Origin of the sequence: Bradyrhizobium paxllaeri (assembly GCF_001693515.2) — a bacterium.
Classification (GTDB): Bacteria; Pseudomonadota; Alphaproteobacteria; order Rhizobiales; family Xanthobacteraceae; genus Bradyrhizobium; species Bradyrhizobium paxllaeri.
This window is the reverse complement of record NZ_CP042968.1, coordinates 4,904,420-4,924,405: the sequence shown is the minus strand read 5'-3', so window position 1 is coordinate 4,924,405 and position 19,986 is coordinate 4,904,420. Positions and strand designations below refer to the sequence as shown.

24 protein-coding genes are annotated in these 19,986 nt (G+C 62.2%); 16 read left to right on the top strand and 8 right to left on the bottom strand.

The genetic code is table 11. The annotated features are described in order from the left end of the window. The first annotated feature begins 342 nt into the window (after positions 1–342). The 4 genes from LMTR21_RS23600 (at position 343) to LMTR21_RS23585 (ending at position 2,125) form a co-directional block, all read left to right on the top strand. Entirely contained in the window at positions 343–681 is a 339-nt protein-coding gene (locus LMTR21_RS23600) for a phasin family protein (RefSeq protein WP_065752932.1), read from the top strand. 430 nt (positions 682–1,111) lie between these two features. Then, positions 1,112–1,309: a hypothetical protein gene (locus tag LMTR21_RS23595; RefSeq protein ID WP_084030602.1), complete on the top strand. Its 198-nt coding sequence runs from the start codon at positions 1,112–1,114 to the stop codon at positions 1,307–1,309. A gap of 36 nt (positions 1,310–1,345) precedes the next feature. Next, positions 1,346–1,558, top strand: coding sequence for a hypothetical protein (locus LMTR21_RS23590; RefSeq protein ID WP_065752881.1), 213 nt, complete (start codon positions 1,346–1,348; stop codon positions 1,556–1,558). Positions 1,559–1,753: 195 nt separating this feature from the next. Further along, a complete protein-coding gene (locus LMTR21_RS23585; protein WP_065752882.1) occupies positions 1,754–2,125 on the top strand; it encodes a GYD domain-containing protein in 372 nt (123 codons plus the stop codon). A 238-nt stretch (positions 2,126–2,363) separates the two neighbouring features. Here the strand turns inward: LMTR21_RS23585 and LMTR21_RS23580 are convergent, their stop codons facing one another. Continuing rightward, a complete protein-coding gene (locus tag LMTR21_RS23580; protein WP_065752883.1) occupies positions 2,364–3,725 on the bottom strand; it encodes a TadE/TadG family type IV pilus assembly protein in 1,362 nt (453 codons plus the stop codon). Between the two features lie 487 nt (positions 3,726–4,212). Between LMTR21_RS23580 and clpS the strand changes: the two genes are divergently transcribed. Next, entirely contained in the window at positions 4,213–4,545 is a 333-nt protein-coding gene (gene clpS / locus LMTR21_RS23575) for an ATP-dependent Clp protease adapter ClpS (RefSeq protein WP_057856747.1), read from the top strand. 279 nt (positions 4,546–4,824) lie between these two features. Next, positions 4,825–7,230 carry an ATP-dependent Clp protease ATP-binding subunit ClpA gene (gene clpA, locus LMTR21_RS23570; RefSeq protein WP_065752884.1) on the top strand — a complete coding sequence of 802 codons (2,406 nt, stop codon included), beginning with the start codon at positions 4,825–4,827 and terminating at the stop codon, positions 7,228–7,230. 157 nt (positions 7,231–7,387) lie between these two features. Here the strand turns inward: clpA and LMTR21_RS23565 are convergent, their stop codons facing one another. Further along, positions 7,388–7,573 (bottom strand): DUF1737 domain-containing protein, encoded by a 186-nt coding sequence (locus LMTR21_RS23565; RefSeq protein WP_065752885.1) that lies wholly within the window; start codon positions 7,571–7,573, stop codon positions 7,388–7,390. Positions 7,574–7,650: 77 nt separating this feature from the next. Then, entirely contained in the window at positions 7,651–8,007 is a 357-nt protein-coding gene (locus LMTR21_RS23560; RefSeq protein WP_065752886.1) for a PilZ domain-containing protein, read from the bottom strand. Between the two features lie 397 nt (positions 8,008–8,404). Between LMTR21_RS23560 and LMTR21_RS23555 the strand changes: the two genes are divergently transcribed. From LMTR21_RS23555 to tsaA, 7 genes are all read left to right on the top strand, one after another. Beyond that, the gene (locus tag LMTR21_RS23555; protein ID WP_246175719.1) at positions 8,405–9,196 is read left to right on the top strand and encodes a lytic transglycosylase domain-containing protein; all 792 of its coding nucleotides are present in this window, start codon (positions 8,405–8,407) and stop codon (positions 9,194–9,196) included. A 204-nt stretch (positions 9,197–9,400) separates the two neighbouring features. After that, positions 9,401–9,877: a hypothetical protein gene (locus LMTR21_RS23550; RefSeq protein WP_065752888.1), complete on the top strand. Its 477-nt coding sequence runs from the start codon at positions 9,401–9,403 to the stop codon at positions 9,875–9,877. Positions 9,878–9,928: 51 nt separating this feature from the next. Next, positions 9,929–10,432, top strand: a complete 504-nt coding sequence (locus tag LMTR21_RS23545; protein WP_065752889.1) for a protein-tyrosine phosphatase family protein — start codon at positions 9,929–9,931, stop codon at positions 10,430–10,432. A gap of 79 nt (positions 10,433–10,511) precedes the next feature. After that, positions 10,512–11,255 (top strand): AzlC family ABC transporter permease, encoded by a 744-nt coding sequence (locus LMTR21_RS23540; RefSeq protein ID WP_065752890.1) that lies wholly within the window; start codon positions 10,512–10,514, stop codon positions 11,253–11,255. After that, a complete protein-coding gene (locus tag LMTR21_RS23535; protein ID WP_065752933.1) occupies positions 11,252–11,596 on the top strand; it encodes an AzlD domain-containing protein in 345 nt (114 codons plus the stop codon). The genes LMTR21_RS23540 and LMTR21_RS23535 overlap by 4 nt, the downstream gene beginning before the upstream one ends. A 59-nt stretch (positions 11,597–11,655) precedes the next feature. Further along, entirely contained in the window at positions 11,656–12,597 is a 942-nt protein-coding gene (locus tag LMTR21_RS23530) for a Bug family tripartite tricarboxylate transporter substrate binding protein (RefSeq protein ID WP_065752891.1), read from the top strand. 32 nt (positions 12,598–12,629) lie between these two features. Further along, positions 12,630–13,121 (top strand): tRNA (N6-threonylcarbamoyladenosine(37)-N6)-methyltransferase TrmO, encoded by a 492-nt coding sequence (gene tsaA / locus LMTR21_RS23525; RefSeq protein WP_065752892.1) that lies wholly within the window; start codon positions 12,630–12,632, stop codon positions 13,119–13,121. Between the two features lie 170 nt (positions 13,122–13,291). Here tsaA and LMTR21_RS23520 read toward each other — a convergent pair whose 3' ends face one another. The 5 genes from LMTR21_RS23520 to LMTR21_RS23500 form a co-directional block, all read right to left on the bottom strand. After that, positions 13,292–13,714, bottom strand: coding sequence for an HIT domain-containing protein (locus LMTR21_RS23520; protein ID WP_065752893.1), 423 nt, complete (start codon positions 13,712–13,714; stop codon positions 13,292–13,294). Between the two features lie 50 nt (positions 13,715–13,764). Further along, a complete protein-coding gene (locus LMTR21_RS23515; protein ID WP_065752894.1) occupies positions 13,765–15,003 on the bottom strand; it encodes a GNAT family N-acetyltransferase in 1,239 nt (412 codons plus the stop codon). 103 nt (positions 15,004–15,106) lie between these two features. Continuing rightward, the gene (locus tag LMTR21_RS23510; protein ID WP_065752895.1) at positions 15,107–15,859 is read right to left on the bottom strand and encodes a glycerophosphodiester phosphodiesterase; all 753 of its coding nucleotides are present in this window, start codon (positions 15,857–15,859) and stop codon (positions 15,107–15,109) included. Positions 15,860–15,874: 15 nt separating this feature from the next. After that, the gene (locus tag LMTR21_RS23505; protein WP_065752896.1) at positions 15,875–16,342 is read right to left on the bottom strand and encodes a RidA family protein; all 468 of its coding nucleotides are present in this window, start codon (positions 16,340–16,342) and stop codon (positions 15,875–15,877) included. Positions 16,343–16,384: 42 nt separating this feature from the next. Beyond that, a complete protein-coding gene (locus tag LMTR21_RS23500; protein ID WP_065752897.1) occupies positions 16,385–16,600 on the bottom strand; it encodes a hypothetical protein in 216 nt (71 codons plus the stop codon). Here LMTR21_RS23500 and LMTR21_RS23495 point away from each other — a divergent pair. From LMTR21_RS23495 to LMTR21_RS23480, 3 genes are all read left to right on the top strand, one after another. Continuing rightward, on the top strand, positions 16,599–17,465 hold the full coding sequence (locus LMTR21_RS23495) for a cell envelope integrity EipB family protein (protein ID WP_065752898.1): 867 nt from the start codon (positions 16,599–16,601) through the stop codon (positions 17,463–17,465). The two genes, LMTR21_RS23500 and LMTR21_RS23495, sit on opposite strands and share 2 nt — an antisense overlap. Positions 17,466–17,918: 453 nt before the next feature. Then, positions 17,919–19,004 carry a pyruvate dehydrogenase (acetyl-transferring) E1 component subunit alpha gene (gene pdhA / locus LMTR21_RS23485; protein ID WP_065752900.1) on the top strand — a complete coding sequence of 362 codons (1,086 nt, stop codon included), beginning with the start codon at positions 17,919–17,921 and terminating at the stop codon, positions 19,002–19,004. Continuing rightward, positions 18,997–19,977 (top strand): alpha-ketoacid dehydrogenase subunit beta, encoded by a 981-nt coding sequence (locus tag LMTR21_RS23480; protein ID WP_065752934.1) that lies wholly within the window; start codon positions 18,997–18,999, stop codon positions 19,975–19,977. The genes pdhA and LMTR21_RS23480 overlap by 8 nt, the downstream gene beginning before the upstream one ends. The last annotated feature ends 9 nt before the right edge of the window (positions 19,978–19,986 follow it).

Sequence of the window (19,986 nt, the reverse complement as noted above, 5' to 3'; positions counted from 1 at the left end):
CACCAGCCGCTGAGTTTCTCCCGCTCGAGGTGCCGATCCGGCCACTACACGCGGCTGGGGCGGCCGATCAGGTCGTTGTTCTAGCTAAGATGCTGTTCACACACAGCTTTCAGGCTGTCTGTCGGAAGACGAACAAGTCCAAGATTGAGGTTAGGCCGGGCGGGTTTCCAAAAGATTAATTAAGCGTTGCGTAGGACCCCGGTCTTTTCCGCTAATTGGCCGTATTTGTGCGACGCACAATATTCCTTGACTTTATTGTGCAGTGCACATATATGGAGGGTGTCAGGGAGCCGGGCCTCCCGGCAATCGGTTTGCACCTGCAGTCTGGGAAAGGACTCCATGATGGTCAAAGTTGAAGACATTCAGAACTACGGCAAAGAACATCTCGAGACGGTTGCCGCCTCCGCGAGCAACCTGCAGAGCGGCGTTCAGGCGATCGCGACCGCCTATGGCGACTACGCCAAGAAGTCATTCGAAGACACCAAGTCGTTCGTCGAAAAGCTTTCCGGCGTGAAGTCGCTGGACAAGGCGATCGAAGCGCAGACCGAATACGCGCGCTCGTCCTACGAGACCTTCGTCGCGGAATCGCAGAAGATCGCCGGCCTCTACACCGATCTCGCCAAGCAGACCTTCAAGCCCTACGAAGGCCTGGTCGCGAAGTTCAACCCGGCTTCGCACTAATCCGTTCGCGACTTCGCGCTTCGACAAAAAGAAAGCCCGGCCGTTTCGGCCGGGTTTTTTCATGAGCGAATTGGAAAGCTCGCGATCGATCCAAAGGAGCGCGAGTTATTCGACCGTCTCGCGGCACCTCACGACGTGGAAAGGACGATGCTGGAGAGCGGCCAAAACGATTAGCCAAGAACTAGCCTGGCGGGAAGGTTGAACAGGAGCGAGGAGCGGCTGAATAATGGCGCGGAGTTCTACGGCCTCAACTGAGCATTTCGCTGCAATTACTCAACTTGTGCTGCTTGTACTGTCGCACTTTTTAGGAACTTGGTGAAGGTGCAGGCATTGGAGCATGTCACCGCGCGGTCTCCGGGTATCCATCGGTGATGAGAACGCCAGTTGCGCTCCCGCCCTCCACGCTAGCAGGCAGGGGAAGGAGCAGCGCATGAAGCGCCGTCGGTTCAAACAAACATTGTCGCTTGAAGAACGGTTATCCGAAGATACGGAGCAGTTGCGCGAGCAAGCCAGGATGCTGCCGCCGGGCGCTGTCCGGGATCACGTCTTGCGACGGATCAGCCAGAATGAAGCCGCCGCCCATATGAGCGGGTGGCTTTCGTCGCCCGGTTTGAAGTCTGCAACTTGAAAGTGATCCTTGGCGCGCTCGTGGAGAGGAAGGGTGATGACCAAGCTGGATGCCCGGTCGATTGCAAATATGGAATTCGTTTTGGAAGAAACGTGCCGCGTCTTTCCCAATGGCGGCGATCATGAACAGCGTCGCTACATCGCGCAGAAATTGAAGCTGAGCGCGAGAAGGGGAAACATTACCCTGGAGGGGTTGAGAGCTGTCGCACTCAGCGCGCTCAACGAGATGACGAAGCAACGATCAGCGTGACCTCGAATGAAGGACGTCAGCAATATGCCATGTCATGCGAAAGGCCGAGTCCGCTTTTCCGCAGTCATTCATCCCGGACAGATACCGACAGAATTGCTGACAGACTTGGCTGGTCTTCGAGGTCAATTGCTCACAAGTTGGCCTCCGCCGCCATATGACGGAGAATGACCATCGGCGAATGCAGAGGAGGCCAGCATGACGATCTACATTTCCCAGGGGCGTTACACCGCCGCAGCCATCAAGGGGATGTCAGCGAATCCGGAGGATCGTTCCGAGGCGGTGGCGGAATTGTTCGCGGCCGCCGGCGGTAGACTGATCAGCTGGTATCTGACATTGGGGCCCTACGATTGGCTGATCATCGCGGAAGCGCCGGATGAGCCCACGATGATTTCAGCGGTGCTTGCCGCTGCGGCCGGCGGAAGCCTTTCGGACATCACCACCACCGTGGCGCTCACGGCGAGTGATACGGCGAAAGCGTTCCGGCGGGCAGGCGAGCTTACTCAGAAATTCCGATCGGCAGGCCGAGCCGACTACTACGGGGTAGGGATCGATTCCAGCGAGGCTTGAATACAAATTCGCGGTGCTGCTTCGACGCGGGCCGGACATAACGAGGGAGCAACGATCCCTGGGAGGAATTGTGCGACGCACCATGGGATGTCGAACCAATGGTTACAATGATCAAGGGGCGGCGGCGCCCCTGGTCAATGCAGCGCTGCGGCTGCCGTGAAAACCGGGAACAAAAAAGCCCGGCCGTTTCGGCCGGGCTTTTTCTTGGCTGAGTTTTCTTGGCGGGGCTTGTCGAGGTCTATCGATAGACGCGCAGCTTCGAGAGCGACGTCCCGATCGCGGTGAAAGCCTGTGCGATCTGGCTCGAGGACGTCACGGTGGAGAACTTGTCGTCACCGCTGGCGCAATACTTCAGAACTGCCGAGGTCGGATCATTGTTGGTGTTGACGTGCATCGTGTAGATGACGATGCCTTGGGCCTTGATGTTGTCGCACTGGATCTTCTGACGCGCGTCGATCGCACCATTGTATTGGGTCTGGCCGTTGCCGTGTGAGGGCCAGCGATCTTGCGTGTTCAGGCCGTCGGACATCACGATCAGCACCTTCTTGTAGGTGTAGTTGGAATCTTCCGCCGGCGCATTGAGCGGCACGCCTTGAGTGAGGGATTGCCATCCCCAGGCGATGCCGATCGTCTGGTTGGTACCGCCGTTCGGAGTAAGCGTGTCGACTTTGGCCTTCAGGGCGGTGAAATCATAGGTAAGGCCCATCAGTTGCGCCGGGCATGCGTTGTACTGCTCGGCGTAAAACTGGGTGGACGGAAGCGACGTGTTGTTGTTCGGCGTGGTGTTCGTTTTGTCGTAGTCCTCGTCGCGGTCCGTCACGCAACCGTTCCAGGTATTGTGGTTCCTGGGCGTCCAGGTCCGCCAGTTGCTGGCCAGACAGGAGCTTTTCGTCGAGTAGTTGTTGTTGCTGCAGGTGCCGTTTACCGCCTCCCAGTCGGTCCAATTGATCCAGCTTTCGTTGTAGTTGCTGGCGCCGACATTGACATCCTTGGCAAACGGGATCAGCGAAATGTAGACATCGCCGGGGTTCTTGGCGAGGGCCGCGATCTGGTCGATCAGGGCCTTGGCGGCCGGCTTCATGGCGGTCATCTTGCCGTCGTCGTTCATCGACCCCGTCACGTCGAGCGCCAGCGCGACCCGCATGCGCACGTTGCCCCAGACCGAGGTGGAACTGGTATTGAAGTCCATGGTCGGGAAGCCGACAACCCGCATGAAACCGGTATCTATGGAGCCCGAGCCCTTGACCAGGATGGTCGAACCGTTGCCGGTGGCTTGGGTGTAGGTCGCGGTGATCGAGATCGATTTGGCTTCATTGTTGGTGTAGAGGGCCTTGAAATACGAGTCTGCCTTCGCCGAGATCTGGGAGGCGGTAATCGTGCCCTCGGTCAGGTCCTTCGACAGCATCAGGGCGGTCGAATCGAGCGCGGCCTGCATCGAGGAGCGGGCACTGTTGGCGCGGGTGTAGTCGACCGCCGCGCCGACGAAGCTGATGATCGGGATGACCGCGATCCCGAACAGGATCGCGATGTTGCCGTCCTTGGCGCCGGCGAACCGGCGTGCAGCCGTGCGAATGCGACGGAATACGACTGTATCGAGCATGGCCTCACCGCAAATGTGGTTTCTACCGGGCATTTCCGCCCGAGCCGCTGAACAGGCGGTAAACCGGTTCCGCAAAAAACGGGTCAAAGCCCGTGCACAGCCCGGTATCGTCAACGGCGGCTAAACGGCCCACTACGGTCCTTTGTCAAATCCGGCAGAAACGATTAACCTTGGTTCGGATAGCCGAGCCGGGAATCGGGCCGGTCGCGGGTCGCGCCAGGGCAGCATCAATGCGCTTGCGGTGATCCGGCGGCGGACCCATATTCCAGATGCCGATCCGGTCAACGGGTCGGACCGGGAGCGGCGATCTGGAAAATGCGTTGCTGGGTACGAGGCGGTGGCTCATGCCAGAGCCGATCGCGAGCGAGCCAGGATGCGCTTTCCGGTCATCACCCCTGTGGAATTTCGAACGCCCTGAGCCATGTTGCAGTCATCCTCCAAAGCTTGTTCGCCCGTGCCGGCAACGTCATCTGCTTCAGCTCCCCGAATGGGCAATGACGAGAACCGCAACGCCGGAACCAACGGGCCGTCGACGTCGGTCATCACCAAGGTCAAGCCCAAGACCAAGCGTCCGAACCTCTATCGCGTCCTCATTCTGAACGACGACTACACCCCGATGGAGTTCGTCGTTCACGTGCTGGAGAAGTTCTTCCAGAAGGACGCCGAGGCGGCCACCAAGATCATGCTCCATGTCCATCACCACGGGATCGGTGAGTGCGGCGTGTTCACTTACGAGATTGCCGAGACCAAAGTGACGCAGGTCATGGATTTTGCGCGCAAGCACCAGCATCCCCTGCAATGCGTGATGGAAAAAAAATAGCCGCGCGTGGCGCTCGACCCGGCTGAACAAAGGAACGGGTCTTGCATTGTTCGGTGCTGACGGAAGCCAGAGTTCGGTGCTGATCGTTTCCCGGTAGTTTTTCGGGGGAGGGGTGCAGCCGTGGCGCGCAAATTTAGAGGAAAACCACGCTTGCGGAACCGGTCTTTCGCCACGATCGTGCGTAACTATATGACACTATGTGACAGGGGATGACGAAGGTTGTTGTTGCCTGACCGGGTAATGGCGATCATGATGACCGAGGGGCCATAGAGGACGAGAATGCCAACTTTTTCCCAAAGCCTTGAACAATCCCTGCATCGTGCGCTGGCGATTGCAAACGAGCGTCACCATCAGTATGCGACGCTCGAACATCTTCTGCTGTCGCTGATCGATGACTCGGATGCGGCCGCGGTGATGCGTGCCTGCAGCGTCGATCTCGACAAGCTGCGCACCAGCCTCGTCAACTATCTCGAGACCGAATTCGAAAATCTGGTGACTGATGGCGCCGACGACGCCAAGCCGACCGCAGGATTCCAGCGCGTCATCCAGCGCGCGGTGATTCACGTCCAGTCCTCCGGTCGCGAGGAAGTGACCGGCGCCAACGTGCTGATCGCGATCTTCGCGGAGCGCGAAAGCCACGCCGCGTACTTCCTGCAGGAGCAGGACATGACGCGGTATGACGCGGTCAACTACATCAGCCACGGCATCGCCAAGCGGCCGGGCGTCTCCGAAGCGCGCCCCGTTCGCGGCGTCGACGAGGAGACCGAGACCAAGGGTAACGAGGACGCCAAGAAGAAGGGCGAGGCGCTCGAGACCTATTGCGTCAATCTCAACAAGAAGGCGCGCGACGGCAAGATCGATCCGGTGATCGGACGCAATTCCGAGATCAACCGCGCGATCCAGGTGCTGTGCCGCCGCCAGAAGAACAACCCGCTGTTCGTCGGCGAAGCCGGCGTCGGCAAGACCGCGATTGCGGAAGGGCTCGCCAAGCGCATCGTCGATTCCGAAGTGCCGGAAGTGCTGGCGGCCGCCACCGTGTTCTCGCTCGACATGGGCACGCTGCTCGCCGGCACGCGCTACCGCGGCGATTTCGAGGAGCGCTTGAAGCAGGTGCTGAAGGAACTGGAGGCGCATCCGAATGCCATCCTGTTCATCGATGAAATTCACACCGTGATCGGGGCAGGCGCCACCTCCGGCGGCGCGATGGATGCGTCCAACCTGCTCAAGCCGGCACTCGCCTCCGGCACGATCCGCTGCATGGGTTCGACGACCTACAAGGAATACCGCCAGCATTTCGAGAAGGACCGCGCGCTGGTGCGGCGCTTCCAGAAGATCGACGTCAACGAGCCGACGGTGGAAGACGCGATTGCGATCCTCAAGGGCTTGAAGCCCTATTTCGAGGATTATCATCGGCTGAAATACACCAACGAGGCGATCGAGGCGGCGGTGCAATTGTCGTCGCGCTACATCCACGACCGCAAGCTGCCGGACAAGGCGATCGACGTGATCGACGAGTCGGGCGCGGCGCAGATGCTGGTCGCCGAGAATCGGCGCAAGAAGACCATCGGCATCAAGGAAATCGAGACCACGATCGCAACCATGGCGCGGATTCCGCCCAAGAGCGTGTCGAAGGACGATGCCGAGGTGCTGAAGCATCTCGAGCAGACCTTGAAGCGCGTGGTGTTCGGCCAGGACAAGGCGATCGAGTCGCTGTCGGCCTCGATCAAGCTGGCGCGCGCCGGCTTGCGCGAGCCGGAGAAGCCGATCGGCTCCTACCTGTTCTCCGGCCCCACCGGCGTCGGCAAGACCGAAGTTGCAAAACAGCTGGCGGCCTCGCTCGGCGTCGAGCTGCTGCGCTTCGACATGTCCGAATATATGGAGCGGCACACGGTGTCGCGCCTGATCGGCGCGCCTCCCGGCTATGTCGGCTTCGACCAGGGCGGCCTGTTGACCGACGGCGTGGATCAGCATCCGCATTGCGTGGTGCTGCTCGACGAAATCGAGAAGGCGCATCCGGATCTCTACAACGTGCTGCTGCAGATCATGGACCACGGCCGCTTGACCGACCACAACGGCAAGCAGGTGAACTTCCGCAACGTGATCCTGATCATGACCACGAACGCGGGCGCCGCGGATCTCGCGCGCCAGGCCTTCGGTTTCACGCGCAACAAGCGGGAGGGCGACGACCACGAGGCGATCAACCGCCAGTTCGCGCCGGAATTCCGCAACCGGCTGGACGCGATCGTCTCGTTCGCCCATCTCAATGCCGACGTCATCGGCATGGTGGTCGAGAAGTTCGTACTGCAGCTCGAGGCGCAGCTCGCCGACCGCGACGTCACCATCGAGCTGTCGGAGCCCGCCAAGGCCTGGCTGATCGAGCATGGCTATGACGAGCAGATGGGCGCGCGGCCGATGGCCCGTGTGATCCAGGAGCACATCAAGAAGCCGCTGGCGGACGAGGTGCTGTTCGGTCAGCTCAAGGGCGGCGGCCATGTCCGCGTCGTGCTGGTCAAGGACGCCGAGGACAAGGACAAGATCGGCTTCGAGTTCGTCGAGGGACCGGTCACGCCGAAGCCGGAAAAGCTGCCGGTGTCGCGCAAGCGCAAGCCGAAGCCGGGCGGCCCCAATGGGGGCGGCGGCGGCTCCAAGGGGCCGGCCTCGAAGGGCCCGCTGGTCAAGGTGTAGCGGCCTCACATCTGAAACAAAGAGCCGGCGTGTCGCAGGACCCGCCGGCTTTTTGATGCCTAGAGCCCCGTTCCGATTGAATCGGAACGGGACTCTAGATTCTTGAGTTGACGCGTTTTCTTGACGCGAACCGGCTTCCACTTTGCTGGAAAACGCTTTAGCTGCCCGGCCAAACCACCGCCTGGGCGGCCACGACATATTCGCCGTTGAATGTCAGGGAAGGCGAGCCATACAGCACGTATCCGAGCTCAATGGCTTCGGAAACGCGCCGGCAGAACGCCGCGTCGTCCCTGCCGGTCAGGAGGCGATAGACGGGCAGGTCGTCTGGCGGTTTTGGAGACATGTTACCTCCAACAAGACCGTGGTGGGCTGTGCTGCACTATAGGTTGTCTATCGTGGTGCGTAAGGCCCTGCGAGCCTTCAGCGTTCGCCGAGCAGTTCGTCGATCTGGCGCTGGAGTTGCCGCTTCTTGATCTCGCTTTTGCGCAGCCGCTCCTCGATATCGGAGACCGGCTCGGCCGGGCTTTCCGCGCGGAATGCGACCCCGACGAAATTATCGCGCCACCAGATCACTTTGGCGAGGAAGGAGCGGCCCTTGCGCGCGATCCGCAGCGAGAGCTGTTCCTTTGGCAACTGGACGTCATTGCTGAACTCGATGGTCGCACCGCGATCGGAGATGTTGCGGACGATGCATTCGCGCGTCGCGCCACGCTCGCCGATCTCGGCGACGCCGCCATACATCACTTTATCGCGCACGCTCTCGCGTCGATCCTGCATTGAAAGTCTCCCAGCAAACAGGGAGACTTTTACCCCGCTTTGCTCCCCGCAGAAGTCCGCCCGGCGCAAAATGCGGCATTAACGTAAACTAACGGCGGTTCCGAAAGCAGGGATTTCCGCGCAATTGCAGTGCAAAAAGGCCGTGGACGGCACTGGAACGGTGGATCCACCTGCAAGCCATGATCGTTTGACTTAACGTTTTCCTGCAATGCGCTTCCCCGGATTGCGAGCTGCCATGCCAAGAGGTCGGTTTCTTCGCGCCCTATGGTGCACGGTATTGCTGTTGGCCTCGTTTGCGAGCGCCGGCGCCGAGGATGCGGGTGAGGCCACCCGGTCGAGCGCGACCGCGATCCGGAAGGCGGACGCCCCGGCGCGCGAAAGCGAGGCGCGTGAGGCGATGTGCCTGATGATTGAATCGGCGGCGCGGGAGTCGAACCTGCCGTTGGAATTTTTCGCGCGCGTGATCTGGCAGGAGAGCCGCTTTCAGCCGGGCGCGGTAGGGCCGGTGACGCGTAGCGGCGAGCGCGCGCAGGGCATTGCGCAATTCATGCCGGGCACCGCGAACGATCGCGGCCTGCTCGACCCCTTCAATCCGGTGCAGGCGCTGCCGAAGTCGGCGGAGTTCCTCGCCGAACTGCGCGAGCAGTTCGGCAATCTGGGGCTCGCGGCTGCCGCCTACAATGCCGGTCCGCGCCGGGTGCAGGAGTGGCTTGCCGGCACCGGTCCGATGCCGCAGGAGACGCGCAACTACGTGCTCGCCATTACCGGCTCCACGGTGGAAGATTGGGCAAGAGCGGGAAAGGGCGGCAAACAGCCCGAACGAATCCCGGCTTCGAGCTGCCGCGCATTGATGGCGCTCCTGAAACAGGCGCCCAATCCCTTCGTCGCCGGTCTGGAGGAGCGCGTGAAGCTCGCCGCCGCGAAGCAATGGGGCGTGCAGCTCGCCGCCGGCTTTTCCCGCGACAAGGCGCTCGCGATGTATGGACGCGCGGTCTCGCGCCTTTCGAGCGTGATTGGCAATCGCGACCCCTCTATCCTCACCTCGCGCCTGCGCAGCCGCGGCCCGGCCACGTTCTACCAGGTGCGCTTCGGCGCCGACACGCGCGGCGAAGCCGACGGCCTCTGCAACAGCATCCGCAAGGCGGGCGGTGCGTGTTTTGTGCTGAGGAATAGAGGCGTGCCGGGGTGAAGTAGCGCGGATGAGCCATCGGGCGCGCGAATGCGCGCCCGATGCGAGCTCCGCGATGTCCGGGAATCAATCTCCGATTGTTCTTTGTTTATTTGAGCCGCTTGCGTAGCTTGTCGGAAACTTCCCGCAAGCGAACTGACAATTGTGAATCGGCCTGGATTTGTAGAGCGTCTCGCTCATTGGATTTTATGTGCAGGGAGCCTGGTGCTGTGGCTTTCGCTGGATGCGGATTGGCAAAATGCATTGTTGTGGGCCGTTAAAGCCCCGAGCCCTGGCTACTGGATAAGTAGCACCGTCAGATGGGAGAAGGTTGCTCTGTGCCTCGCCTGGAGCTTCTCGGTGTTCCTGTTCTATGTCTACCGCTACGGCATGGCCGCACGCGCGATTATTGCGCTGTTGGTGAGTGTTTTGCTCATACAAGTCGTTGATGCCGTCTTGAAGCTCAACATCGACAGCATTCCCTACCTGTGGGGTGTTGTGAAACATTTTCTTTTCGCAATAGTGTGGGTTGTCGTCGCCCCGGTACTCATATCCGCGGTTTTGGCCTACGTGATATGGACGAAGAGGGCGTTCGTGCAGACGCAGGTGAGAATTGCCTCCGCGATGACGCTTGGCGCCTGCGCGATGATGGTATGGGTTGGGCTGTTCGATGCAGTCTATCCCGGGATTGGCTGGCGTTAACGCGCCAACTCCGGACAGCGTAAGCTCCTTGCTGGATAGGTCGAGGCTCGAATGTCCCGATTGCACTGGATAGAGATGCCAGGTCGGCTCGCCATTATGGCCCGTCCTCGCGCCGATGATTGGTTGGAGGTGGACATCACTGGATGGAAGACTTCGGGCGTCGATCTGGTCGTAAGTCTTCTCGAACGGGAGGAGGTCTCTGAACTTGGATTGCAGCGGGAATCCGAGCTTTGCCGGGCGAGCGGAATCGAGTTCATCTCTTTTCCGATTCCGGATCGTGGCGTGCCGGAAGCCGAGCGAACGTTGGAGGTGGCCCGTTCGATAGCTGACGGTATTGCCAGCGGTCGTTCGATTGCGGTTCACTGTCGGGCAGGGATTGGCCGATCGTCCATTATCGCTGCTTGCGCAATGATCTGTTCGGGTATTGAGGCCGAGGAAGCGCTTGCGTTGATCAGAGCGGCCCGCGGCGTGATCGTGCCGGACACCGAGGAGCAGCGTGACTGGGTTGTCGCCTTTGACAAAGCCAGCCGCGCGTCACCGCTGCGGATTGCATAGCCGCCCTGAGCCTCGCTTGCTTGACGCGGGCTGCTTTCGCCAGCCCTATGCCCAGCGAACTCAACCTCACCGGTCACCCGTGGCACTACCTCCGCTCGACTCTCTCCAATGGAAAAGCCCGCTCCGCGCCTTCGCATGGGGTATGAGCTCGGTTGCATCCACGGTACTGACGCTGGTGCTGTTTGCGACCTATCTCGGCATCGGCGCGCTGGCCCATGACAGCGGGTTCAGCCTGGGCTGGGTGCTCGGCAGTACGATCCTGGTCTGGGCGGGGCCGGCGCAGATCATCCTGATTTCGACGCTCGGCTCCGGCGCGACCGCGGTGCAGGCGGCGATTGCGGTCACCGTCAGCGCCATCAGGCTGTTTCCGATGGTGGTGTCGGTGTTGCCGCTGATGAAAACGCCCAAGACCAGGCGCCGTCACCTCGTACTGGTCACGCATTTCATCGCCGTCACCCTGTGGGTCGAATGCTACCGGCTGTTGCCAAAAGTGCCGCGCGAGCGGCGCATTGCGTTCACACATGGGCTCGGCTGCGGGCTCGTTACCGTGTGCATGATCGCGACCACGCTCGGCTATGGTCTGGCTGCCAAGCTGCCGCCGCTGTTCGGCGCGGCGATCCTGCTGCTGACGCCGCTGGCGTTCCTGCTGTCGACCGCGCGCAATTGCCGGCATATCTCCGACGTGCTGGCGCTGGTGCTCGGGCTCGCGCTGTTTCCGTTGATCTCGATGCTGCATACCGGCGTCGATATTCTCATCAGCGGCATCATGGCCGGCTCCATCGCCTACGGTTTTCACTGGTGGCGGGAGAGGGCGCGCGCATGAGTGAGTTCTTCGGCAGCCCGCAGGCGCTGTTGATCCTGGTGCTCGCCGGCTTCCTGCCCAATGAGATCTGGCGGATGGCGGGGCTGTGGTTTGGCGCCGGTGTCGACGAGGGCTCGGAAGTTCTGGTGTGGGTGAGGGCGGTGGCGACCGCGATCCTCGCCGGCGTCATCGCGCAAATCCTGGTGCAGCCGCCGGGCGTGCTGGCGGGCGTACCGGACTGGCTGCGCTATGGTGCGGTCGCCGCCGGCTTTGCGGTGTTCATGCTGACGCGGCGCTCGATCTTTGCCGGCGTGGTCTCCGGTGAGATCGTCCTCGTGGTTGGGAAATGGTGGCTCGGTTGATTGCAGGCCGCCGATAATCCGCTACTCTCCGGCGTATAAGAAACGTCGGGGAAACAAAAATGAACTGGCTGAAACTGCCGGCGCTGGCCTGCGCGCTGATCTTTGCCGTGCCGCAAGCCCAAGCAGCGGAATATCCGGTCCGCCCGATCAAGCTGATCGTGCCCTATGCCGCGGGCGGCCCGACCGATGTGCTGGGACGCATGGTCGGCGAATATCTGGCGCGTGACCTGAAGCAGGCGGTGGTGGTCGAGAACAAGGCCGGCGCCCAAGGCGCGATCGGCGCGGAAGCCGCGGCGCGCTCCGAGCCCGACGGCTACACGCTGTTCTTCACGGCGGCGTCGATTTTCGTGCTCAACCCGCTGCTCTACAAGAAGCTGCCCTATGATCCCCAGAAGGATTTCCGCCTGCTCACGCTGGTCACGGATCTCCCTGTGGTGATGGAGGTGCATCCTTCCGTACCCGCCAAGACGGTCGCGGAGTTCGTGGCCTATGCGAAGCAGAATCCGGGAAATCTCAATTTCGGCTCGGCCGGAACCGGCGGTACGATTCACCTCGCCGGCGAGATGTTCAAGCAGATGGCCGGCGTCGACATGGTCCACGTCGCCTACAAGGGCGCAGGCCCGGCGCTGACGGACCTGCTGTCAGGCAATATCCAGTTGATGTTCGATACGCTCGGTACGGCCTTGCCGCCGGTCAAGGGCGGCTTGCTGCGGCCGCTGGCCGTGAGTTCCGCGCAGCGCATCCCCGATCTGCCTGACGTGCCGACCATGGCCGAAAGCGGCTATCCGGATTATGGCGTCAGCGTCTGGTATGGCGTCTCCGCGCCCGCCAAATTGCCCGACGATGTCGCACAAAAGCTCACCGCCAGTTTGAACAAGGCGCTGACGATGACGCGTTCCGCGCCTCGCTCGACAAGGTCGGTTTCCCGCCGCTGCGGCCCAAAAGCCAGGCCGAGATCGATAAATTCGTCGCGACCGATCGCGCGCGATGGGCAGGTGTGATAAAGGCGCTCAACATTTCACTGGATTAGAAAATGGTTCGAGAAAACGAAATCCGCGAGGGCGAACTCACCGTCGATGTGCCGCCGGCCCGCGATGCTGGGCTCGTCTTTGTCGGCCGCATCCGCACGCCCTGGAAATCGCGACTGGAGACGCCGCGGCAAGGCCGCCAGGACGGCCCGGTCTGCCGGCTCGAAATCTTCGAGCCCTGGGTGCCCGCGATCAAGGGCGTCGATTTCTACGAAAATCTCGAAGTGATCTATTGGCTGCACCAGTCGCGCCGCGACCTGGTGCTGCAAAGCCCGAAGAACAACCAGAAAACCCGCGGCACCTTCTCGCTGCGCTCGCCGGTGCGACCGAATCCGATCGGCACATCGATCGTGAAGTTCGTTGGCGTCGAGGGCAACACGATCCTGGTGCGCGGCCTCGACTGTCTCGACGAGACGCCGCTGCTCGACGTCAAGCCGGACCGCTGCGAATTCTCGCCGCTGGCGGCACAGAAGAGCGGGGATGTGGAGGGGGAGTAGGTGTGCTTCACCCGCCCCTTGAGGGGGCGGGTCGTCACGCATCGCAAGATGCGTGACGGGGCGGGGTGACGGTCTATCAACACGAACACTGTTGGAGGTGGAGAGACCGTCACCCCACCTCGGTTCGCATTGCATGCGAACCGATCCTTCCCTCAAGGGGAGGATAAGATTCAACCCAACGCCGCCATCAGCTTGGTCGCGTTGTCCTCCAGCACCGTCACATCCTCCTTGCGGCTCGCGGGCGGCAATAGCGCCACGCCGTCATGGCGCGGCATCACGTGCATGTGCAGGTGGAACACGACCTGTCCGCCGGCGGGCTCGTTGAATTGCTGCACGGTGATGCCGTCGGCCTTGAACGCCTTCATCGCAGCGGCGGCGATCTTGTGGGCGGCGCGCGCGACATGGGCGTAATCGTCGGGGGTGATGTCGAGAATGTTGCGGGCAGGGGTTTTCGGGATCACCAGCGTGTGGCCGGGCGAGCGCGGCATGATGTCGAGGAACGCCAGCACATGGTCATCTTCGTAGACCTTATGGCAGGGAAACTCGCCGCGCAGGATTTTTGCGAAGGGGTTGTTGGTGTCATAGGCGGGCATGGCTTTTCCCTCGAGGTTTGATTTCAATTTCACGTCGGCAGCCGAACAGGTCAAGCCTCGTCGGCGGCCTTGCGGAACGGGCCGGCTTCCGTTAACTCGCGCCCGACCTCCGCCACATAGGCGCGCTCGCGCTTCAGGTAGTCTGCGATCGCCCGGCGCAAATCAGGATCGGCGATGAAATGCGCGGAGTAGGTGGTTTGCGGCAGGTAGCCGCGCGCCAGCTTGTGCTCGCCCTGCGCGCCGGCTTCGACGATTTTCAGGCCGCGCTCGATCGCAAAATCGATGGCCTGATAGTAGCAGACCTCGAAATGCAGGAACGGGTGATGCTCGATCGCGCCCCAGTTGCGGCCGAACAGCGTATCGGACCCGACAAAGTTGATCGCGCCTGCAATCCAGCGGCCGTTGCGCTTGGCCATCACCAGCATCACGTCGCGGCTCATGCTCTCGCCGATCAGCGAGAAGAATTTGCGGGTGAGATAGGGGCGGCCCCATTTGCGCGAGCCGGTCTCCATGTAGAACGCGAAGAACGCGTCCCAGGCCTCCTCGGTGATGTCGGCGCCGGTCAGACGGTGGATGGTGACCCCGGTGGCCACCGCTTCGCGGCGCTCGCGCTTGATCGACTTGCGGTGGCGTGAGTTCAGCGAATTCAGGAAATCGTCGAAAGTGCCGTAGCCTTCGTTGTGCCAGTGAAACTGCTGGTCGTTCCGCTGCAGGAAGCCGTGCTTGCCCAGCAATTTTGCTTCCGCCTCGCGGGCAAAGGTCACATGCACGGAGGAGGCGCCGGTCGCGTTGCAGAGCGCCATCAGTCCGCGTGCCAGCGCCGAGCCGATCAGCTCGCGGTCGACGCCGTCGCGGATCAACAGCCGCGGCCCAGTGGCGGGCGTGAACGGCACCGAGACCTGCAGTTTCGGATAATAACGTCCGCCTGCACGTTCATAGGCGTCGGCCCAGCCGCGGTCGAAGACATATTCGCCTTGCGAATGCGATTTCAGATAGCAGGGCACGACGCCGGCGATCTCGCCGTCGAGCCGGGCCAGCAGATGGCGCGGGCCCCAGCCGGTGCGGGCGCAGGCCGAGCCGGACGCCTCCACGGCGGCGAAAAACGCGTGCGAAACGAAGGGGTTATAGGGCGGCTTTGCAAGGGCACAGGAGCCGCTGCGCGGGGCCAGCGTGTCGAGATGTTCAAGGCTGTTCGGATCGCCTGCCGGATTGGCGCAGGCGTCCCATTCCGCAGCCTTGATGTCGCTGACGGAGGGGACGGCTTCGAGGGTGATTTCGGATGATGCCATCTAGAAAATCGGACCGGTCCCATGATGCGATCAGCCATCGCCCATGGTGACCACCCCAAAGATCGTGCATTGCAACGACGACTTCAAGGCCGCACGGCGCGGATCAGGTTCCCGGCAGGAACTCCTCGAAGATCATCTGGTCGGCGTAGCGTGCAGCACGGGCGCGCTGCTCGGGTGTGCGTACCGTCCAGGCGAGCAGCGGCAGGCCGAAGATGTTGCGGGCGATCCAGGGGGCGGCCGCGGGCAGTTCGTTGACCCAATAGGCGACGAAATCCGGCCGGCTCCAGAAGGAGTGGCGCAGATGCGTCATGCCGCGACGCTGTTCCACTGATGCTTCCGGCCATTCTTCGGCGGTATACTTGCGTTCGGCGACGATGCCGCGGGCGCGGCCGGGGATCAGTTCGCGCAGCGCCAACACCTGATCCGGATCGAAGGACATGCCGACCGCGGGGCCGTCATAGGAGGCGAGCACCTCCGCCATTCGCTTCACCAGCCGGCGGTCGCCATCGAAATGGCTTTTCACTTCGATCACCAGCGGCACACGGCCGGCGACGAGCGAACAGAGATCGCCGAGCGTCATCATCCGCTCCGGCGTGTTCTTGAACGTGATCGCCTTGAGTTCGGCCGCGGTCTTGCCCAGCAACGCACCAGAACCCTCGGTGAGGCGGCCAAGCGCGTTATCATGATGCACCATCGCCTCGCCATCGGACGAAAGCTGGATATCGCATTCGATGGCGAAATTACCGTCGACGGCGGCCTGCGCGGCCGCCGGCATGTTTTCGACGATGCCGCGCGCAATATCATGCAGGCCGCGATGAGCGACCGGCCGCGCCGTCAGCCAGTCCGGGGCACGCACGAGAGAGCTCTCCGCTCAGGACACTTCGAAGATGGCGTCGACCTCGACGGCGGCGTCCGAGGGCAGCGAAGCCACGCCGACGGTGGTGCGGGCATGGCGGCCCTTGTCGCCGAAGGCCGTCACCATCAGGTCGGAGGCGCCGTTGAGCACCTTGGGTCCGTCGAGGAAATCAGGCGCGGAATTGATGAAGCCGCCAAGCCTGACGACGCGGACCACCTTGTCGAGATCGCCGAGCGCGGCCTTGACCTGGGCCAGCAGGTTGACCCCACAGCCCTGCGCCGCGGCGTAGCCCTGTTCGATGGTGACGCCGGCGCCGAGCTTGCCCTTGGCGATCAGCTTGCCTTCCGCATTGGCGCAGACCTGGCCGGAGACGAACAGCAGATTGCCCGTGCGCACGAAGCCGACATAGTTCGCCATCGGGGTGCGGGGCTCGTTCAGGACGATACCTTGTGCCGCCAGCTTCTGTTCGACCGTGCTCGCCATGTTTTTGTGTCCCCGCTTGTTGTGACTATGCCCTGACTTCTATCAGGCGCGCATTGTTTCGCGCATCGCGCCTCTAGTTGCAAGCGACGGCGGCTCGGCGTCCTCTGCCGTGATCGAGCGCAGATCCTGCCCGAAAACATCGAAAAACAGGGCGCTTCGGTCTCCAATTCTTACGTTTTCGTAACCCCGCCCTAGTTGCGACGCAATGGAGCCATCACTAATGTAACCGAATCTCCCTTCGAGGAAAAAACTGGACATGGCTAGCTCGTTCCCGATTCCGGTTCGTGCGTTGGCGTTCTCGGTTGCCGCGACCCTGCTATCCGGCTTTTCGAACGGACCGGCGCTGGCGGGCGCCAGCGGGCCGTTTCTTTCCCATCAGGCGCTGTATGAATTGAAGCTGGTCAAGTCGCGCGGGACCAATGCGATCTCGGGCGCGCGCGGACGCATTCTCTACAATTTCTCAGGGAGCGCCTGCGAGGGCTACACCTCCGACTTCCGCCAGGTGTCGGAACTCGACAGCGGCGAGGGTAAGCTGACGCTGAGCGATCTGCGCTCGCATTCCTGGGAGGACGGCGCCGGCAAGAGCTATCGCTTCAAGATCAATAGCCGGATGAACGATGCCGATTCCGCTCCGATCGATGGTATGGCGGAGCGGGTCGGCGACCGCATCTCGGTCAAGCTGAAGCAGCCTGTTGCGAAGACATTCGAGCTCGACGGCAAGGTGGTATTCCCGACCGAGCAGATCCAGCACATCATCGCGGCCGCCCGTGAGGGCAAGTCGGTGCTGGAACTGATGGTCTACGATGGCTCCGACAATGGCGAGAAGGTCTACAATACGCTGTCGGTGATCGGGCAGCCGATCCCGGGCACCCGCAGCATCGCGACGCCCGATCCCGCGACCGCCAACGACCAGATGAAGGCGCTGACCCGCTGGCCGGTGACCGTCAGCTATTACGACCGCGACGCCAAGACCAAGGAAGGCGAGCAGACGCCGGTTTACGCCATGTCGTTCGAGCTGTTCGAGAACGGCGTCTCCCGCGCGCTGGTGCTCGATTACAATGATTTCGTGATTGCGGGCGCGATGGGCAAGTTTGACGTCAGGGATTCCAAGCCGTGCAAGTGACGGTTCGGTCGCGCTGGTCCGGCGCGCGGGTATCTCGAACCTTCGCTTGAATTCATCCGTGGGTGAAGTCGCCGGGCTTCAGTCCGAGCGCTTTGACGGCCGGCTCCGGAAGCGGGCCCAGGGCTTCGACCCTTTCGTTCGGGGCCATCATGGTTGCGATAATCGCTTCGGCCTTTGCCGGATCCTGTTCAGCCACATAGTAGACCGAGCGAACGGGCGCACCGCCTCCCAACGGTTCAGTTGTTACGAGGACAACCTGACCATTTGCCATGCCTTGATATAGCACTGGCGCGGTGCCGTTTCCACGAAGGTGACGGCAGCCCCCGCGAGCCCGCGGTGCAGCAACGGCCATGCTGGATGGGCGTACCCATCTTGTATTGTTCCAGAGCAGCACCAATTACGAACTGTGGGATGCAGAATCGCTCTGGGAGCGAGGACGTGGCCAGCAAAAAAATGGCAGACGGAGGGCTTCCGGTCGTCGCGCGCTTTGATGTGCGCCATCGCAACTACCTCGCGCCAGACGGCTCGATCAACCGGCCGCTCCCTGCATTCGCCTCCGATGCCGACCTCCTCACCGCGCTCTATCGGGCGATGATGCTGCTGCGCAACTTTGACCGAAAGGCTGTCGCATTGCAGCGCACCGGGCGGCTCGGGACCTACGCTGTCTCGCTCGGCCAGGAGGCGGTGTCGGTCGGGATCGCCAGTGCGATGCGCGCTGAGGATGTCCTGTTGCCCTCCTATCGCGACAATGGCGCGCTGATCTGGCGTGGCGTCAAGCTGGAGGAAATTCTGCTGTTCTGGGGAGGGGACGAGCGGGGCAATCACTTCTCCGGACCGATCGAGGATTTCCCGTTTTGCGTTCCCGTGGGATCGCAGGCGCCGCATTCCGCCGGCGTTGCCTATGCCTTCAAGCTGCGCAAGCAGCCGCGCGTCGCCGTTTGCATGTTCGGCGATGGCGCCACCTCGAAGGGGGACGTCTACGAGGCGATGAATTTTGCCGGGGTGCACAAATTGCCCGTCGTGTTCGTCGCCACCAACAATCAATGGGCTATTTCCGTCCCGCTGCGGCTGCAGACCGGCTGCGAAACATTGGCGCAGAAAGCCATCGCCGCCGGCTTCATCGGCGAGCAGGTGGACGGCAGCGATGTTGTGGCGATGCGCGCCGCGGCTGAGGACGCCATCTCCGCCGCCCGTGACGGCCGGGGCCCGCGCTTCATCGAAGCGGTCACCTACCGGCTCGGCGATCATACGACCTCCGATGACGCGTTACGCTATCGTTCGGCCGAGGAAGTCCAGGCCCGCTGGAAGGAAGAGCCGATTGCGCGCCTGAGGAGCTATCTCGTCGGTCAAAAGATGTGGAGCAAGGCGGAGGAAGAACAGCTTGCCGCGGAGTGCCATGAACGCGTCGAGGCGGCGGTCGAGCGCTATTTGGCAACGGAGCCGCGCCGGCCTGAATCCATGTTCGACCATCTCTATGCCGATCTGCCCGGCGTCTATGCCGCGCAGCGCCGCGAACTCGCGGGAGAGGGCGATGCCTGAAATGACGTTGGTCGAAGCCGTCAACCTGGCGCTCGCCCGCGCGATGGAGGATGATCCTGATGTCGTCGTGCTTGGCGAAGATGTCGGCATCAATGGTGGCGTCTTCCGCGCGACCGTCGGGCTGCAAGCGCGTTTCGGCTCCGAGCGCGTCCTCGACACGCCACTTGCAGAACTCCTGATCAGCGGACTCTGCGTCGGCATGGCGGCGCAGGGGTTGAAGCCCGTCGGCGAGATCCAGTTCATGGGATTTCTGTATCCCTGCATCGACCAACTGGTGAACCACGCCTCCCGAATTCGCAACCGCACCCGGGGGCGGATCACCTGTCCAATGGTTCTGCGCACGCCGCATGGCGCCGGCATTCGCGCGCCCGAGCATCATTCCGAAAGCACCGAGGCGATGCTCGCCCATATCCCCGGCCTGCGCGTTGTCATTCCCTCGTCGCCGGAACGCGCATATGGGCTGCTGCTTGCCGCGATCCGCGATCCTGATCCGGTGGTGTTTCTGGAGCCGACGCGCATCTACCGCGCGGCGAAAGGCGAGGTGGAAGACAACGGTGAAGCCTTGCCGCTGGATGTCGCCTTTGTCCTGCGCCAGGGCCGCGACGTCACGCTGATCAGCTGGGGTGCGATGCTGAAGGAAACCATGGCGGCGGCCGATGCGCTGGCGGCCGAGGGTGTCGCCGCCGAAGTGATCGATCTCGCCACGCTCAAGCCCTACGATGAGGCGACGGTGCTCGGTTCGGTCGCAAAAACCGGGCGTTGTGTCATCGTGCACGAGGCGACGCGTACCGGCGGATTCGGAGCCGAGATCGCCGCGCTGATCGCCGAGCGCGGCCTGACTTCGCTGCTCGCGCCTGTGGCCCGCGTCACCGGCTACGACACGGTCATTCCGATGGCGCGGCTCGAGCAGCATATGATGCCATCGGTCGATCGTATCGTGACGGCCGCGCGCCGGGCGTGCCAGTTCAGTTGATTGCAGCGG